General features: G+C 53.6%; 16 protein-coding genes. 13 read left to right on the top strand and 3 right to left on the bottom strand.

Annotated features, from left to right (window positions below; translation table 11 throughout):
* Nucleotides 1-93: 93 nt before the first annotated feature.
* Nucleotides 94-2505 carry a T9SS type B sorting domain-containing protein gene (locus AWR27_RS02740; protein WP_232325956.1) on the bottom strand — a complete coding sequence of 804 codons (2412 nt, stop codon included), beginning with the start codon at nt 2503-2505 and terminating at the stop codon, nt 94-96.
* Between the two features lie 155 nt (nt 2506-2660).
* Nucleotides 2661-2786 carry a hypothetical protein gene (locus AWR27_RS25950; protein WP_257788521.1) on the bottom strand — a complete coding sequence of 42 codons (126 nt, stop codon included), beginning with the start codon at nt 2784-2786 and terminating at the stop codon, nt 2661-2663.
* A 213-nt stretch (nt 2787-2999) separates the two neighbouring features.
* Here AWR27_RS25950 and AWR27_RS02735 point away from each other — a divergent pair, with 213 nt between their 5' ends.
* From AWR27_RS02735 to AWR27_RS02680, 12 genes are all read left to right on the top strand, one after another.
* Nucleotides 3000-3470, top strand: coding sequence for an FKBP-type peptidyl-prolyl cis-trans isomerase (locus AWR27_RS02735; RefSeq protein WP_077129786.1), 471 nt, complete (start codon nt 3000-3002; stop codon nt 3468-3470).
* 92 nt (nt 3471-3562) lie between these two features.
* Nucleotides 3563-4513 carry an L-threonylcarbamoyladenylate synthase gene (locus AWR27_RS02730; RefSeq protein WP_077129785.1) on the top strand — a complete coding sequence of 317 codons (951 nt, stop codon included), beginning with the start codon at nt 3563-3565 and terminating at the stop codon, nt 4511-4513.
* A 66-nt stretch (nt 4514-4579) separates the two neighbouring features.
* Nucleotides 4580-5851, top strand: coding sequence for an APC family permease (locus tag AWR27_RS02725; RefSeq protein ID WP_335695423.1), 1272 nt, complete (start codon nt 4580-4582; stop codon nt 5849-5851).
* A gap of 9 nt (nt 5852-5860) precedes the next feature.
* Complete coding sequence (locus AWR27_RS02720) at nt 5861-6535, top strand: heme exporter protein CcmB (protein WP_077129784.1); 675 nt, start codon at nt 5861-5863, stop codon at nt 6533-6535.
* A 67-nt stretch (nt 6536-6602) separates the two neighbouring features.
* Nucleotides 6603-7262, top strand: coding sequence for a cytochrome c biogenesis protein (gene ccsA / locus AWR27_RS02715; RefSeq protein ID WP_077129783.1), 660 nt, complete (start codon nt 6603-6605; stop codon nt 7260-7262).
* 9 nt (nt 7263-7271) lie between these two features.
* Nucleotides 7272-7583, top strand: a complete 312-nt coding sequence (locus AWR27_RS02710) for a CcmD family protein (RefSeq protein WP_418346602.1) — start codon at nt 7272-7274, stop codon at nt 7581-7583.
* A gap of 18 nt (nt 7584-7601) precedes the next feature.
* Nucleotides 7602-8042 (top strand): cytochrome c maturation protein CcmE domain-containing protein, encoded by a 441-nt coding sequence (locus AWR27_RS02705; protein WP_077129782.1) that lies wholly within the window; start codon nt 7602-7604, stop codon nt 8040-8042.
* Nucleotides 8039-8236, top strand: coding sequence for a hypothetical protein (locus AWR27_RS02700; RefSeq protein WP_077129781.1), 198 nt, complete (start codon nt 8039-8041; stop codon nt 8234-8236). The genes AWR27_RS02705 and AWR27_RS02700 overlap by 4 nt, the downstream gene beginning before the upstream one ends.
* A gap of 62 nt (nt 8237-8298) precedes the next feature.
* Nucleotides 8299-8502: a ParE family toxin-like protein gene (locus tag AWR27_RS26090; protein WP_418346600.1), complete on the top strand. Its 204-nt coding sequence runs from the start codon at nt 8299-8301 to the stop codon at nt 8500-8502.
* Complete coding sequence (locus AWR27_RS02690; RefSeq protein ID WP_077129780.1) at nt 8499-11153, top strand: heme lyase CcmF/NrfE family subunit; 2655 nt, start codon at nt 8499-8501, stop codon at nt 11151-11153. Before AWR27_RS26090 ends, AWR27_RS02690 begins: the two co-directional genes overlap by 4 nt.
* Nucleotides 11154-11160: 7 nt before the next feature.
* Complete coding sequence (locus tag AWR27_RS02685; RefSeq protein ID WP_077129779.1) at nt 11161-11391, top strand: hypothetical protein; 231 nt, start codon at nt 11161-11163, stop codon at nt 11389-11391.
* Between the two features lie 92 nt (nt 11392-11483).
* Nucleotides 11484-12761 (top strand): hemolysin family protein, encoded by a 1278-nt coding sequence (locus tag AWR27_RS02680; protein WP_077129778.1) that lies wholly within the window; start codon nt 11484-11486, stop codon nt 12759-12761.
* A gap of 13 nt (nt 12762-12774) precedes the next feature.
* Here AWR27_RS02680 and AWR27_RS02675 read toward each other — a convergent pair whose 3' ends face one another.
* Nucleotides 12775-14322 carry a sensor histidine kinase gene (locus AWR27_RS02675; protein WP_083732729.1) on the bottom strand — a complete coding sequence of 516 codons (1548 nt, stop codon included), beginning with the start codon at nt 14320-14322 and terminating at the stop codon, nt 12775-12777.
* A 178-nt stretch (nt 14323-14500) separates the two neighbouring features.
* Between AWR27_RS02675 and pyrE the strand changes: the two genes are divergently transcribed.
* Nucleotides 14501-15148: an orotate phosphoribosyltransferase gene (pyrE, locus tag AWR27_RS02670; protein ID WP_077129776.1), complete on the top strand. Its 648-nt coding sequence runs from the start codon at nt 14501-14503 to the stop codon at nt 15146-15148.
* Nucleotides 15149-15337: the final 189 nt, after the last annotated feature.

The following is a 15337-nucleotide window of genomic DNA, read 5'->3' as shown; positions in this document are numbered from 1 at the left end:
GGCAAGCAGCGTGTCCACTTCTTTAGTAAACGGTAGAAACGCGCCAAAAAATTGCGGCTGACCGATATTTCTGAGCCAACGGCCCGGCGAAACTCATTTTAGTACAATGACCTGCCCTCGATAAACGGTGGTAAACAGACCAGCCCCGGCCCGAATCCGGTAGGTGTAGGCACCCGCTGTAACGGGTTGTTTGCGATACGTGCCATCCCACGGCTGCGCGTACCCGACCGACTCATAAATCACCTCGCCCCAACGGTTAAAAATAGCTACCTCGCAGGCTGGAAATGCTTCAATATTCGGAATAATCCACGTATCGTTGATACCGTCGGCATTGGGCGAGAACGCTGATGGAATATAAAGTGGCTCAACCACCTCAACCCGCACTGCGAACGTTACGGGGCAACCGTTCTCGCTCAGAGCTGTCAGGGTGTAGGGCGTGGTTTCGGCAGGGCTGGCGGTAGGAGCAGCCACGTCGGCCCGGCTCAGCGACGCGGGTGGCTCCCACTGATAGCGGGCAATGGGCGTGTTGCTCTGCGTTTTTAGTTGTACGCTGCTGCCTTTAACAATCTGGTAAACCGCAGGGCCGGTAATGCTGGGTCCGGCGTCGACCATTGCCATGCGCGTCTGCGACGTTTTACACCCATTGCTCCCCGTTACGGTGTATGTTATGGTATGTCGGCCTACACCAGCGGTTGCGGGCGCGAACGTGCCGTTGGCAACGCCTGCCCCAGCGTATGTACCGCCCGTAGGCGAACCACGTAACGATACGGGAGGATTGCTGATACTGCACTGGGGCGGTATGGAATCGAACACCACAGTTGGAGCCGTAAGCGCATTAACCGTTACTGCACCCGACGTGGCCGTACAGCCGTTTGCTCCCGTTACCGTTACCCTGTACGTGCCAGCCTGTCGCACAGCTATACGGCTCGTGCTGTCGGCTAACCGGCTGGTTCCCTGCTGCCACCGGTACCGGTAGCCGGTGCCGGTCTGGGCCGTAAGCGTTATCGAATCGCCGGGGCATAGGGCTGATGTTGATGCCGACGCTGACGCTGTTGGTCGCGGATTCATCGTGACTGTGAGCGTATCGGCTCCCTCGCAAACGGCAGCAGCAGGTTTTGCCAGCACAATGTACTGGCCCGATTGGGTGATGCGCAGCGTTGACTGTTGCTGACCGGCCAGTAGCGTAGTATCGCGTTGCCAGCGGTATTGGTAGCCGGGTTGTCCCTCGGCTACCAGCAGCAGGGTATCGCCCGTACAGTAGGGTTGCCCGCGCGACGTGGTGAGCGAAACGGGCGGAGCCGTTACGAACGTGACTTTGTAGGCTTTGGAAACAGTATCGTTGGCGCAGGCGCGGGCCAGACTTCGGACTACGGTGTACGTTCCGCTTTCTTTCACCGTAAACGTACTGGTAGTATCGCCCCGCAGGTTGTCGCCGTCTTTCTGCCACTGATAGGCCCAGTTCGGGTTTCTCTCGACCGACAGCACCAGCGGCTGGGTGGCGCACCAGACAATATCGGTAGCTGCCAGGGGCTGACTGTTGAGCGACACAACCGGCGAGGGGGGCGTATTGCGCGAACAGTCGACGACAGGCAACTGCATATCGCGACGTACTGAGCCGATTTTCACCCCGTTTCGATACTCCTCGCATAAAACCGTGAATAAATAGAGTCCTTCTCTCGTGGCACGCACGCTCACCGTACCCGTTGTGGGATCAATCGTCAACGGCGGATTACCCGGTATTACATTGGCTAAACTAATACCGGATGCCCACGTAACGGTCGGGTAGCTGCTCCGGGGCGAATCGTTGGTGCTGATAGGCGTATTGCGGTTAGTGTATCCGTTGAGGGGCGTTACGAGCGAATACCGCAGTTGGTCACCGTCGGCGTCGGTGGCACCAACGTCGAATGTAAACGATTTACCAATGCAGATATAGTCGCCGTTGGGGAGACGGAAATCGGGTAGAGAGTTGCGAAAATTTTGTCCGTTGCGGGTAATGGCCGGAAACTCGGCGTAGAACGTCATGGCAACGCCCGCATTACCCACGCTGACGGCATTGGTAAGGGCATCGTTCCGGCAGCAGCGTTCCCACACCATATAATACCCCCCCGGATCGTTGTACCGGGCTGGGTCGAGTTGAACGTCCTGATAGTAGCGGGCTTGTGAAAAGTTTAAATTACGAAGTCGGGCGCAGGCGGCATTATCGAAGGCTAAGGGCAGTTCTTCGCGCAGAGGAATCGTAATGGATTCAACCAGAATAGGATTTTGTTTACGGTAGATAAGTATCGTAACGGTAGGGTCGCGGTTGCCCGTACCCACCTGCGTGGCATCCCAATACTGGTTGAGCTGTATACGAAACAAGCCGGGCGTAGTACTCACGGCCTGCATCGTCAGATCACCGCCAATGATGTGATTGGCCCGGCCCGGCAATGCCCATACCATCAGTATGCATAGCCAGCCCGCCAACCATCTCCACTGCCAACACACACATAGGTAAACCGTTTGCATACATTCAAATACCGGATTGCTGGATATAAGTCAATGGGCGAATTGGGGCCATTTAGTGAAATATACGCAGAATTCATGCCGATTGCGGCAGTTGGCCTTCACGGTATTTACTTTCCGGCTAATAACTTAGCGTGTAGCCAGAGAAACGGGCGTTGCTACTTCGACAGTAATCCTTTGGCAATCAGATAGGGAATCAGCAGCCACAGCAACCCTTTAATCAGGAAAAAGAAAAAACCCGCCCACCCAAGTCGTTTGAGCCAGAATCTGAATCGCTCATTCATAGTACTAAACGTTAATGATTGAAATGCCTTCTATCAATGAACACGTTGGCAGAGAGAGAGGTGCGACTGCTCCATTAAATTCATGCCAATCTACGTCCGGTCTGTTTTTTTTCGGCTATTCTTGTGGTCGATTGACTAATAAAATTGATTACCGGGAAGCCGTTTCCGAACTTTGTTTGTTAGGTTTCCAAATCAATCGTTAAAAATGCACTCATGACTATCACGAAGCATAAGGTAGCGGCTATCCATTATACCCTGCGCGACAACAGCGGTACTGTACTGGACTCGAGCGAGGGCCGCGAGCCGCTTTATTATCTCCACGGCGAAAACAACCTGATTCCGGGCATGGAAGAAGGGCTGGAAGGCCGCACAAAAGGCGATAAACTGCAATTGACCGTTCCGCCCGAAAAAGGCTACGGTCGGCGCGACCCGCAACTCATCGAGCAGGTGCCACGCACGGCCTTCGGTGGGCAGACCATCGAAGTAGGCATGCAGTTTCAGGCCAACGACGGGCAGATCATTACCGTTACCGAAGTGGGTGCTGAGGCCGTTACGGTAGATGCCAACCACCCCCTCGCCGATCAGGATTTGCACTTCGACGTAGAAGTGGTTGACGTGCGCGACGCCACCCGCGACGAACTCGACCACGGCCACGTTCACGGCCCCGGCGGGGTAGCCCATTGACAGTGAGCAGTCATCAGCCAACAGCCAACAGTACCGTCCGGTTAAACACTGTTGGCTGATGACTGCTCACTGTAAACTATCTTTGCCCCGAAATGGCACAGATTGGTACGGACATTGGCATAGCAAAGGCGTTTCTGGAAGCAGGGAATGTGGTTGGCATCCCGACCGAAACGGTTTACGGCCTGGCAGCCAATGCATTCGATACCAACGCGGTACTGACCATTTTTCAGGTCAAAAACCGACCGGCTTTCGACCCGCTCATTGTGCATACCCACTCGCTCGATGCTGTTGCAGAGCTTGTTACCTCCCTGCCCGATGCAGCCCGGCAATTGGCCGAAGCCTTCTGGCCCGGTCCGCTTACGCTCCTGCTCCCCAAACACGGCCGCATTCCCGACCTGGTTACGTCGGGCCTGCCTTCGGTGGCCGTGCGTATTCCAGGCCATCCACTCACGCTTGCCTTGCTGCGTTCGCTCGATTTTCCGCTGGCGGCACCAAGTGCCAATCCGTTTGGGTACATCAGCCCCACCACGGCCCGGCACGTAGCCGATCAGTTAGGCGATCAGGTGCCCTACATTCTCGATGGCGGCCCGGCACAGGTAGGTCTCGAATCAACCATTGTCGGGTTTGACACTGAGGTGCCAACCGTGTTTCGGCTGGGTGGCATGGCTCTCGAGCAAATTGAGCGCGTGATTGGCCCCGTTTCGGTCCGAACGCACTCGACCTCAAATCCGCAGGCACCGGGTATGCTCAGCAGTCACTACGCCCCCCGCAAACCGCTGACGCTATTAATGCCTGATCAAAAGCCTGTTCAGGATGAGCCTGTTGGCGCATTGGTTTTTCAGCACCTGCTCCCCGGTATCCCAGCCGAACAACAATACGTTCTTTCTCCTACCGGCGATTTGACTGAAGCAGCCAAAAATCTCTTTGCGTATCTTCGGGCGTTGGATGCGCTCGACGTAGTGCGGCTCTACGCCGAGCCGCTACCCAACGTAGGGCTTGGCCGCGCTATTAATGACCGACTTCGGCGGGCGTCGGTTCCGTAAGGGGGCGAATTAATTCCGGGACGCGTAGTCGCCCCCTTACGGAACCGACGCCGTTAACTCGTTACCATCATCGAAACGCCACACAAAATCGGCTGGCGAACAGCCACTTCGTTAGTGATTGCCAATATGGTTGGCACGGGCGTTTTCACGAGCTTAGGCTTTCAATTGGCGGCTGTGCAGAACACCTGGTCTATCCTGCTGCTCTGGGTGCTGGGCGGGCTACTGGCCCTGATTGGCGCGTTCACGTTTGCCGAACTCGGCACGCATTACCCCGACGAAAAAGGTGGAGATTACATTTTTATTTCGCGGGGGCTTCACCCGTTGCTGGGCTATCTGTCGGCCTGGGTATCGCTCGTGGGCGGATTTGCGGCTCCGGTTGCCATTGCGGGCAAAGCGATGGAAGCTTATCTAAGCCCGTTCGACATACCCAACAGCCGGGTGCTGACGGTTGCACTAATTCTGCTCATCGGGTTGATTCACTCCGTCAGTTTGCGGCAAAGCAGTGTTTTCCAGAACAGTACGACCGTCGTAAAAGTCGTGTTTGTGGCGGTGATTCTGGCCGTTGGCGTTGTGGTGGCTCCGTCGGTGCCGAATGCGTTCCGGTTCGATGGTAGCTATCGGCAGGAGGTTTTTACCTCGCCGTTTGCGGTATCGCTGCTGTACGTAACCTACGCTTACACGGGCTGGAATGCAGCGGCTTACATTGTGGGCGAAATTCGCAATCCGCATCGCAATCTGCCCCGTGCGCTGCTGCTCGGAACGCTGACCGTAACTATACTTTACGTAGCCCTGCAAATCGTTTTTCTGAAATTAGCTCCGATAGCACAACTCAGCGGTCAGGCCGACGTGGCGGTGGTAGCCTTCGGTAGCCGATTCGGTGAACAGGCCGGGCGGTGGGTCAGCGTTGGTATTGCGTTTCAGTTAGTCGCTACCATGAGTTCGTACATCTGGATTGGCGGGCGCGTGACGAGCCGCATGGCGAAAGATTTTTCGCTCTGGCGATTTTTCGGTCACGATAATCGCTACCACATTCCGGTGCGGGCTATCTGGCTGCAAGTCGGCATTACGCTGCTATTGCTGTTTTCGGGAACACTCGAACAGGTGCTGCTATGCACCTCATTCGTACTCCAACTGATGGGAACGCTGGCCGTAGCGAGTCTACTCCGCACCCCGCGCCACCCGGCAGCTTTCCATAGCCCTGCCCGCCCGTGGCTGCAATGGAGTTACATCATCTTCAGCCTGTGCGTACTGGGCTTTATTTTAATTGACCGCCCGGTCGAAAGCCTGATTGGATTGGGCATCGTTGGGATAGGTGCGCTAACGTATTTTTTAGAGTAATTTTGCAGCATGACAGAGTCGGTACGGCAGATGGGGGCGTTGATGCGGAAAGAGTTTCTGCTCGAATGGCGGCAACGCTACGCCCTCAACGGCATGTTGTTATACATTGTAGGGGCGGTTTTCGTGTGTTACCTGAGCTTCAACGCCCGGCGCGGGCAACTCACGCCCATTGTCTGGAACACGCTGTTCTGGATTATCCTGCTCTTCACAGCTATCAATGCCATTGCCAAAAGCTTTGTGCAGGAGCGGGCGGGGCGGCAGTTGTACTACTACACGCTGGCGAGTCCGCAACAAATTATTCTGGCAAAAATTGGGTATAACATGGCACTCATGGCCGTGCTGGCGTTGTTAGGGTTTAGTACATACGCCTTTGTGCTGGGCAATCCCGTAGCCGACGTGCCGCTGTATCTGCTCACGCTGGCGTTGGGTGCCGTAGGTTTTGCAGCCTCGCTTACGCTGGTATCGGGCATTGCCAGCAAAGCCGAAAACCCGGCGACGCTCATGGCCGTACTGAGTTTTCCGATTATTCTGCCGCTGCTGCTGATGCTGCTGAAAATCTCGAAAAACGCAATGGACGGCCTTGACCGCAGCATCAGTTACGGCGAAATAGGCACCGTCGTAGCTATCGACGCCATTGTGCTGACGCTGTCGATTCTGTTATTTCCGTTCTTGTGGCGGAGCTGAGTAACGCGGGTGGAAACCCGCAGTCTACTATTTCACGGACTAAAGCGGGTTTCTGCCCGCGCTACACATGAATAAAAATTGGTGGAAGGCCCTGGCGGTCCTGATCTTAACGTATGTAGTATTGCAGGGGCTGCTTGGCCCGGTGCCGCGTCAGCCGATTCTGAACGAGAGCATTAGAAACGTGTATTTCCATGTGCCGCTCTGGTTCGGCATGATTATTCTGCTGCTGACCTCTGCGATTTATTCGATTCGGTACTTGCGCTCAGGGCGGGTTGGTGATGACATTATCGCCGTCGAATTTGCCAACACGTCGATTTTGTTTGGGTTACTGGGGTGCATCACGGGTGCGCTCTGGGCCAATTTTACGTGGGGCGAACCCTGGCCTAACGACCCGAAACTCAACAGTGTGGCGGTGGGTATGCTGCTGTATTTAGCCTATCTGATTCTGCGCGGCTCGTTCGATGATGAGCAGCGACGCGCCCGCATTTCGGCGGTCTACAACATCTTCGCCTTCGCCGTATTTGTTCCACTCATCTTCATTGTACCGCGCCTGACCGACTCGCTGCACCCCGGCAACGGCGGCAACCCGGCTTTCGGTAAGTATGACATGGATAGTCAGATGCGGATGGTATTCTACCCTGCCGTAATTGGTTTCACATTGCTGGGCGTCTGGATTACTGAACTGCGCGTTCGGATGCGTCGGATTAAAACTGCGCTGGAAGATTAACGGGTCGGAATGAATCAGGCTGTTTTCCTGTTATTTTTGTGTAAATTTTATCGAATGATGCGCGTAGCCTTTTTGTCGAAAACCCTGTTGACAGCTTTGTTGCTGCTTAGTCAAAACCTTCTGGCTCAACAACCCGTACAAGACGGTGTCGACATGGCCGACCAACTGCGGGCCGATGGCAAAATCTGGGTAGTAGTGGTCGTAATAGCCGCCGTTTTTGTCGGCATTATCGTGTACCTCGTCCGGCTCGACCGGCAACTGAGCAAATTGGAGAAAGAAGTAAAAGATAAGACCAACAACTTTCACAAGCAGGCGAATTAGTTTGCCTGCCTACTCATCATGAAAATTTCTCATATCATCGGCATCATAGTTATTGCGGTTGCCATTGGCGTGATTGCCAGCACAGCGGGCGACGCGAGTGTGTATACTACCTTCACCAAAGCCCAGGAAATGGCTGCCGACGGCGACGACAAGGCTATTCACGTGGTGGGCAAGGTAAAAAAAGACGCTAACGGCCAAATCGTTGATGTATTTTACAACCCCGCCATCGACCCAAACCATTTCGAGTTTACGTTGGTCGACACCGAAAATCGGGCGCAGAAAGTGATTTACAACAGCCCCAAACCGCAGGATTTTGAGCGGTCGGAGCAGGTTGTTATCATCGGTTCAATGCAGGGCGATCATTTTCAGTGCAACAAAATCCTGCTCAAATGCCCCTCGAAATACCAGGATGGTAAGTTAGAAACGACCGAACACGAAGCGAAAACGGCACAGCTATGAGCGTACAGGAAATTGAAGTGGCAATTACCAAACTGAGTTCCGCCGAAATTCAGGAACTTTCTAACTGGATTGAAGAGTACCGACGTCAGCAGTGGGAACAGCGGCTCGAGCAAGATTTAGATGCAGGACACTTTGATGAACTGATTGCCGAACTGACTGAGGAATACAAGCTTGGCCGCACTAAACCTTTATGACGCATCGGACATTTGAACGTTTCTGGAAGCGTCATGGCGAGTTGCCGCAGTCTATTCAGTAGTTGGCGAGGAAAAATTACGAGTTACTTAAACAGGACCCTCTTCATCCTTCACTCCATTTCAAAAAAGTTGGCAGGAAACAACAGTTCTGGTCAGTTCGGGTTGGTGAACACTACCGGGCATTGGCTATTGAACCTGAAGAGAACGTTATATCCTGGTTTTGGATTGGTCATCACTCAGAATACGATAGAATCATTAGCCAATGATACACACAACCGTTGGACAACTCGGCCACTTTTTTGTCATTCTGTCGTTCATAACGGCATTGGTGGCAACCGTGGCTTATTTTATATCAGCCCTCGGTCGGCAGCAAACCGCTGCGGCTGAGCCAGTCGAAGAACCGCAGTTAGCCTACGCAGGCGAAGCTAACTTCAACGGCAAAACGGCGAAGCGGAAAACACCGGTTGCCGCTCAAAAGACTGCGCCCCTCCCCCCCGACGACTGGCGAACGCTGGCGCGGTGGGCGTTCTATATTCACGGTGCGGCTGTTGTAGGCGTGGGCGTTTGCCTGTACTGGATTATTTACAACCATTATTTCGAGTACCATTACGCCTGGAGTCACTCGTCGCGGGCGTTGCCGGTGCAATATGTGATTTCGTGCTTCTGGGAAGGTCAGGAAGGCTCCTTCCTGTTGTGGCTGTTCTGGAATGCGCTGCTGGGAGCCATTCTTATCCGCACGAGCGGGCGCACCTGGGAGGCTCCGATGATGGCTGTTTTCGCGCTCGTTCAGGCGTTTCTGGCATCAATGATTCTCGGTGTAGTCTTTGGTGATACGTTTAAAATTGGTTCATCGCCGTTTTTGCTGCTGCGTGAAGCAATGCCCGACGCGCCAATTTTCACGACTGACCCGACCTTTATTCCGAAAGATGGTAATGGCCTGAACCCGTTGTTGCAGAATTACTGGATGGTGATTCACCCGCCAACGCTGTTTCTGGGTTTTGCCTTCACGCTCGTGCCGTTTGCCTATTGCATCGCTGGGTTGTGGCGCAACCAGCCACTGGCCTGGATTCGGCCCGCGCAGTCGTGGACACTGCTGGGGGCGGCTGTTCTCGGTATTGGTATTATGATGGGCGGCTACTGGGCCTACGAAACGCTTAACTTCGGCGGCTACTGGAACTGGGACCCGGTCGAAAATGCGGTGTACGTCCCCTGGCTCGTGATGGTGGCCGCGCTGCACACCATGCTGATTGCCAAAAAGTCATCAACGGGCCTGAAAACGGCTACCATTCTGACCATCAGCACGTTTCTACTGATTCTGTACTCTACCTTTCTGACACGCAGCGGTATTCTGGGCAATGCTTCGGTACACTCATTTACGGATTTGGGGCTGTCGGGGCAGTTACTGGTATATTTACTGGCCTTCGTGGGGCTGGCGATTGCGCTGGCGGCTGTGAAGTGGAAACACATTCCGACCGACGAGCAGGAGGCATCGGTATACACCAAAGAATTCTGGCTGTTTATCGGTGCGCTGGTGTTGTCGCTGGCGGCTTTCCAGGTCATCATAACCACGTCGATTCCAGTCTACAACAAGATTATGGAATCGTTCGGGAAGGTCTCGAACCTTGCGTTGCCTACCGATCAGATTGCTCACTACAACAAATTTCAGGTTTGGTTTTTCGTAGCCATTGCTCTGCTTACGGGCGTGGGACAATACCTGTGGTGGCGCAAAGTGGAAGGCAAAAAATGGGACGCCCTTATTACGCCCGGCATCCTGACGTTGTTGGTTAGTGCGGGGCTGATTGCATTTGGCGAAATCCGCAACCCGGTCTACATGGCTCTTCTGGTGGCATCTGTATTCGCGCTGATGACCAACGGCAACATCTTACTCGGCGTTATTCGGGGCAATTACCGACTGTCGGGCGGAGCCATTGCCCACATCGGCATGGCCCTGATGCTCATCGGCATTCTGTTCTCGGCGGGTTTCTCGAAGGTAGTTTCGCTGAATACCAGCGGTTTACTCATCTCGAAACAGGACGAATTCACGAAGAACGACAATAAGGAAAATAAGGAGAATACGCTGTTGTGGCTGAATCAGCCCGAGCGTATGGGCGAGTATCAGCTTACGTACCGGGGGCAGCGCATTGAAGCCCGCGACGTGCCGGGCTTCCTGAACCGCAAAGACGTAACCGTGATTGAAGGCGACTTCCGGGGCATTGCCCAGCGCGACATCGAGCAGAACGGCAAGCTGTACTACAAAAAAGGTGATACCCTGGCTCTCTATCCTGAGAATACGTACTACGAAGTTGAGTACCGCGACAAAGACGGGAAGGTGTTCAGTCTGTACCCACGGGCGCAGGTTAACGAACGCATGGGCCTGCTGGCTTCGCCCGACGTATATCGCAAAGCCGACCGCGACCTGTACACGTTCGTATCGTCGGTGCCGGACCCAACCGCCGAAAATCGCTGGGAGAAGACCGAAACCTACAGCGTTGCCATTAAAGACACGTTTTTCCTGAACGATTACGTAGCAATTCTGGACAATGTGGTCCGCACCAATCAGATCGATGGCATAGACCTCGGCCCCAACGATGCGGCTGTGCGGGCGCAGGTGCGGGTGCTGAGCAAAAACGGCGAGCAGGTGCTGCAACCCGCCTTCGTGATTCGGAACCGGATGGTAGCCCGCCCGGCAGACGTTAGCGATGAACTTGGCGTTCGGATTCAGTTGAACGAAATCGACCCGCGCACGGGCAAGTTCAGCTTCGCCGTAAACCGTACCCAACGTGATTATATCGTGATGAAAGCATTGGAAAAACCGCTTATCAATGTTCTTTGGATCGGAACATTAATCGTTACGTTCGGTTTCGTATTGGCCGCCATTCGCCGGTATCGGGAGTTCGGCAAGATGCGCAAAGCGTAGTATAACTATGAAACTCAAGCTCTCTGAGATACTTATTCTGGCAGGTGCGGCTGGTTTCCTCATTATCTGGATTGCCGAATACCAGCGCACAAGTTTTGCCGAAAGTTATTGGTTACTCATGCTCTGTTTAGCCTGTCTGCTGGGCTTTCAGTTCATTAAGAACCGACGGTTAGAGCGCGAAAAAGTAGTTTCGCCCACCATTAAGCAAATGGTGAACGACCGGAAGAAAAAAAAATAGTATTCAGCCAACAGTGAACAGCCAACAACCAACAGTTTCTTTATCATCCTAACATCACTGTTGGTTGTTGGCTGTTCACTGTTCTTTGTAACATGGAATCATACGCCTTACTTTTCGGAGCCTTTCTTGCCCTGATACTCGCCGGGTTTTTCTCGGCAGTCGAGATGGCGTATGTATCGGTAAATCGGCTGTATTTTGAATTGCACAGCAAACAGGGACCATTGGGCGAAAAATTAGTGTCGGGCTTCCTGAAAAATCCGATCCTGTTTGTCGGTACAACCCTCACGGGCAATACACTGTTTTTGGTTCTCTACACCGTGCTGGGCGTTACGTTCCTGAATCCGCTGCTCCTGACCGCCCTTCCCGACGATTACGACAACATTTTTCTGCTGATTGTGCTGGAAACGACGATTCTGACGCTGCTGTTTCTGCCTTTAGCCGACTACCTGCCCAAAAGTCTCGCCCTGATTCATCCCGACCGCTTTCTGGAATGGCTGGCAATTCCGCTTTGGGTTATCTACAAAACAATTGCCCCGTTGGTGCGGGTGCTGGTTGGCACGGCGCGTTTCTTCATCCGCTACATATTGGGCGACCGCAACCCCGAAATCAGGCCCGTGTTCGGCCTGACCGACCTGAATCATTATCTGCAACAACTGAATCAGAAAGCCGATACCGACGAAGCCGTTGAGGTAGATACCCGGATTTTTAACAATGCTATCGAGTTTCGCGACGTGCGGGTACGTGACTGTTTAGTACCCCGCCCCGAAATTACGGCTGTTGCAGTCGATGATTCGGTAGAAGAACTGCGACAGGCGTTTCAGGATAGCGGCCACTCGAAAATCATTGTCTATCGCGACACCATCGATGATGTGATTGGCTATTGCCACGCACTTGCCCTGTTCAAAAAACCGGCTACGGTTGAGGAAATTATTACGCCTATCATTACAGTGCCGCAAAGTATGCCCGCGCAGGATTTACTGCTGCGTTTTTTGTCGGAACGTAAAAGTCTGGCTCTGGTGGTCGATGAGTTTGGCGGCACGGCAGGTATTGTGAGCGTTGAAGACATGGTGGAGCAGATTTTCGGCGAAATTCAGGACGAATACGATACCAACGAAGACTGGACCGAACGACAGCTCGACGAAAATACATGGCTGCTGAGTGCCCGCCACGAAATTGACGACTTGAACGAAAAGTACGGCTGGAACATCCCCGAAGGAGACTATGACACCCTTGGTGGGCTGATTTTAGCTACCAACGAAGACCTTCCGAAAGTGGGCGAAATAATCGAGTTCCCGCCTTTCTCATTCACCATTGTTTCGATGAGCGGCACCCGAATCGACACCGTGCGGGTACGACAGAATCGGGAGTGACTGCATCATTGCACTACTCGTGTTTCGGCAAATATACCCGGAATATAGCTCCTTCACTCGGTTGGGCGGTAGCGATGATACACCCGTGATGGTTTTCTACAACGCGTTTGCAGATGGCTAAACCAACGCCCGTACCATCATAGTGCTGCCGGTTATGAAGCCGTTGGAAAACCCGAAAAATCTGGTCGGCGTACTTATTGTCGAAACCGATGCCATTATCGGCAACACAGATTTCGTAATAGGTCATCGTTGGGTTCAACGCTGCGGGCAGCGCAGCCCCCGCCACCGCCTGACTCGTGATGGTGATCGTTAGCGGACGGTCGTTTTTTCTGAATTTCAGTGCATTCAGCAATAGATTGACGAATAGCTGATGCAGTTGTACGTAATTGCCTGGTACGCTGGGTAGGTCGTTGATGATAAGGTGAGCATTTGTTTTTTGGAGTTCGTGCTGCAACTCGTCGCGCAGGTCAGTCATGAGTTCGTTGAGCGACACGGCACAAAACGGTTCGCTATGTGTACTGATACGTGAATAGGCCAGTACGTCTTTGAGTAAATTCGACATCCGGCCCGCTGCCGACTGCATTCGCCCGATCATGTTCTGCCCCACATTGCCCAACTGCGGGCCAAATTGTTCCTGCAACAGATCGCCGAAGGCCATGATTTTACGCAGCGGTTCCTGCAAATCGTGGCTGGCAACGTAAGAAAACTGGCGCAGATTGTCGTTGGCGTAGAGTAAATCGCGGTTGGCGCGTTCAATCTGTTGTTGATAGGCCCGGCTGTCTGTAATGTCAACAAGCGTCAGCACAATACCGTCGCCCCATTTGGCGACCGAAATTTCGAACCACCCATTCAGCCCGTCGTAGTTGCATTCCTGTTCAAACCGCACCGACTCACCCGTTTCTACCACCGTCACATAGCGGTCGAACAGGCCGGCTGACACCACCTGGGGGAAATGTTCGAGCATGGTGTGTCCAATCACTTCCTCGTCGGTTCGATTCACGTTTCGGCGATTCGCTTCGTTCTGTGCTTCGTAACGGAAGTCGACAATTTTGTTGGTGGCTCCATCACGAACGGCAGAGAAAGCAATGATAGGGTTTGCCGAACTATCTAATACTGAGCGTAGTAGCGCAGCTTGCCGTTGATTGGCAAGTTCGGCCTGTTTCAGGGCCGTAACATCAATAAAGGTAGCTATAACGCCATCGCCAAAGGGCCTGATACGAATGTTGAACCACCCATCGTAGCCATCAACCACCAGGTTAACGCCGTTGATTTTAGCCGGTTCACCCGTTTCGGCTACGCGGATGTGCCAGTCTAACACCCCGTTTGTACGGGCTTCGGGCCAGGCTTCAGAATAGCGTTGCCCGATAAGCTGATGACGGTCGCGCCGGGTAATGCGTCCGGCGTCGTAGTTCAGATGAGTAAAGCGAAAATCAACTATACGCCCTTTTCTCGCTACGCTGTCGGGTTCGCGCACCGATTCCATTACGGCAATTCCGGTTGGCGTATTATCCAGAATAGCCTGCACAAGGTCAAGAGGTTGCGTAATTATAGTTTCATTCATCAGCTACGATAGGCGGGTATCTAACTACCTATAAAGATAAATCATAAGTCCATTTTTCGGCACTCATACCCCTTAGTCAGTAACAATTTATTTTATTTAACGGGAGGGTCAAGCAATAGCGAGCGAAAGATCAAACAGCTTTCTGTACTTTTGAGTCTAAAACTTTTTTTGCTTTTTCGTGGATTCACTGACTGTTCAACAGGCTGTAGCCCGTCATCTGCTGGCGGTACAGGCCGTTCGACTTCGGCCCGACGCACCCTTTACGTGGAGTTCGGGCTGGAAATCACCCATTTACTGCGACAATCGGGTTACGCTGGCCGATCCGGCAGTGCGCTCGTTCATCAAAAATGCGCTGGCCGATGTCATTCGTGAGAACTTCCCGGCAGCAGAGGCCATTGCCGGAGTCGCTACGGCGGGCATTCCGCAGGGTGCTCTGGTAGCCGACGTGCTGGACCTCCCCTACTGCTACGTTCGGCCCGAACCTAAAGCCCACGGCATGGGCAAACAGATTGAAGGTCGGCTACTGCCCGGCCAGAATGTGGTAGTAATTGAAGACCTGATCTCGACCGGTGGCAGTTCGCTGAAGGTGGTCGATGCGTTGCGGGCGGCTGGAGCCAACGTGCTGGGCATGGCCGCTATTTTTACGTATGGATTCCCGCTGGCCGATCAGAATTTTGCCGACAGGCAGGTGCCATTAGTTTGCCTGAGCCACTACGACGCCCTGCTAACCGAAGCCCAGGCTCTGAACTACATCCCGGCCAACGCCCTCGATTCGCTGGCAGCATGGCGGCAGAATCCAGCCGAATGGGGAAATAGTAAGCAGTAGTTAGGGGTTGTCGTATGGCTGGCGCGAGGGGGACGTTGGGTTAGTGGCTGGCGCAAAGGAGACGCAAAGGGTTGCGTCTCTACACCGGGTGGTCAACTGTAGAGACGCAACCCTTTGCGTCTCCTTTGCGCCAGCCCACCTGCGTCAGCCATACCCTACTGCAACGTCAAATTGGTATAAGTAGGCCAT

This window comes from Spirosoma montaniterrae (genome assembly GCF_001988955.1).
Classification (GTDB): Bacteria; Bacteroidota; Bacteroidia; order Cytophagales; family Spirosomataceae; genus Spirosoma; species Spirosoma montaniterrae.
This window is presented reverse-complemented; position numbering and strand designations above follow the sequence as displayed.

Excerpts from the sequence above, each read along its gene's own strand:
- ccsA (WP_077129783.1), top strand. The coding sequence starts at position 6,603 with ATGAATAAAAATTGGTGGAAGGCCCTGGCGGTCCTGATCTTAACGTAT.
- AWR27_RS02690 (WP_077129780.1), top strand. The coding sequence starts at position 8,499 with ATGATACACACAACCGTTGGACAACTCGGCCACTTTTTTGTCATTCTG.
- AWR27_RS02700 (WP_077129781.1), top strand. The coding sequence starts at position 8,039 with ATGAGCGTACAGGAAATTGAAGTGGCAATTACCAAACTGAGTTCCGCC.
- AWR27_RS02740 (WP_232325956.1), bottom strand. The coding sequence starts at position 2,505 with ATGCAAACGGTTTACCTATGTGTGTGTTGGCAGTGGAGATGGTTGGCG.
- AWR27_RS02705 (WP_077129782.1), top strand. The coding sequence starts at position 7,602 with ATGAAAATTTCTCATATCATCGGCATCATAGTTATTGCGGTTGCCATT.
- AWR27_RS02735 (WP_077129786.1), top strand. The coding sequence starts at position 3,000 with ATGACTATCACGAAGCATAAGGTAGCGGCTATCCATTATACCCTGCGC.
- AWR27_RS02730 (WP_077129785.1), top strand. The coding sequence starts at position 3,563 with ATGGCACAGATTGGTACGGACATTGGCATAGCAAAGGCGTTTCTGGAA.
- AWR27_RS02720 (WP_077129784.1), top strand. The coding sequence starts at position 5,861 with ATGACAGAGTCGGTACGGCAGATGGGGGCGTTGATGCGGAAAGAGTTT.
- AWR27_RS02680 (WP_077129778.1), top strand. The coding sequence starts at position 11,484 with ATGGAATCATACGCCTTACTTTTCGGAGCCTTTCTTGCCCTGATACTC.
- AWR27_RS25950 (WP_257788521.1), bottom strand. The coding sequence starts at position 2,786 with ATGAATGAGCGATTCAGATTCTGGCTCAAACGACTTGGGTGGGCGGGT.
- AWR27_RS02685 (WP_077129779.1), top strand. The coding sequence starts at position 11,161 with ATGAAACTCAAGCTCTCTGAGATACTTATTCTGGCAGGTGCGGCTGGT.
- AWR27_RS02710 (WP_418346602.1), top strand. The coding sequence starts at position 7,272 with ATGAATCAGGCTGTTTTCCTGTTATTTTTGTGTAAATTTTATCGAATG.
- AWR27_RS02675 (WP_083732729.1), bottom strand. The coding sequence starts at position 14,322 with ATGAATGAAACTATAATTACGCAACCTCTTGACCTTGTGCAGGCTATT.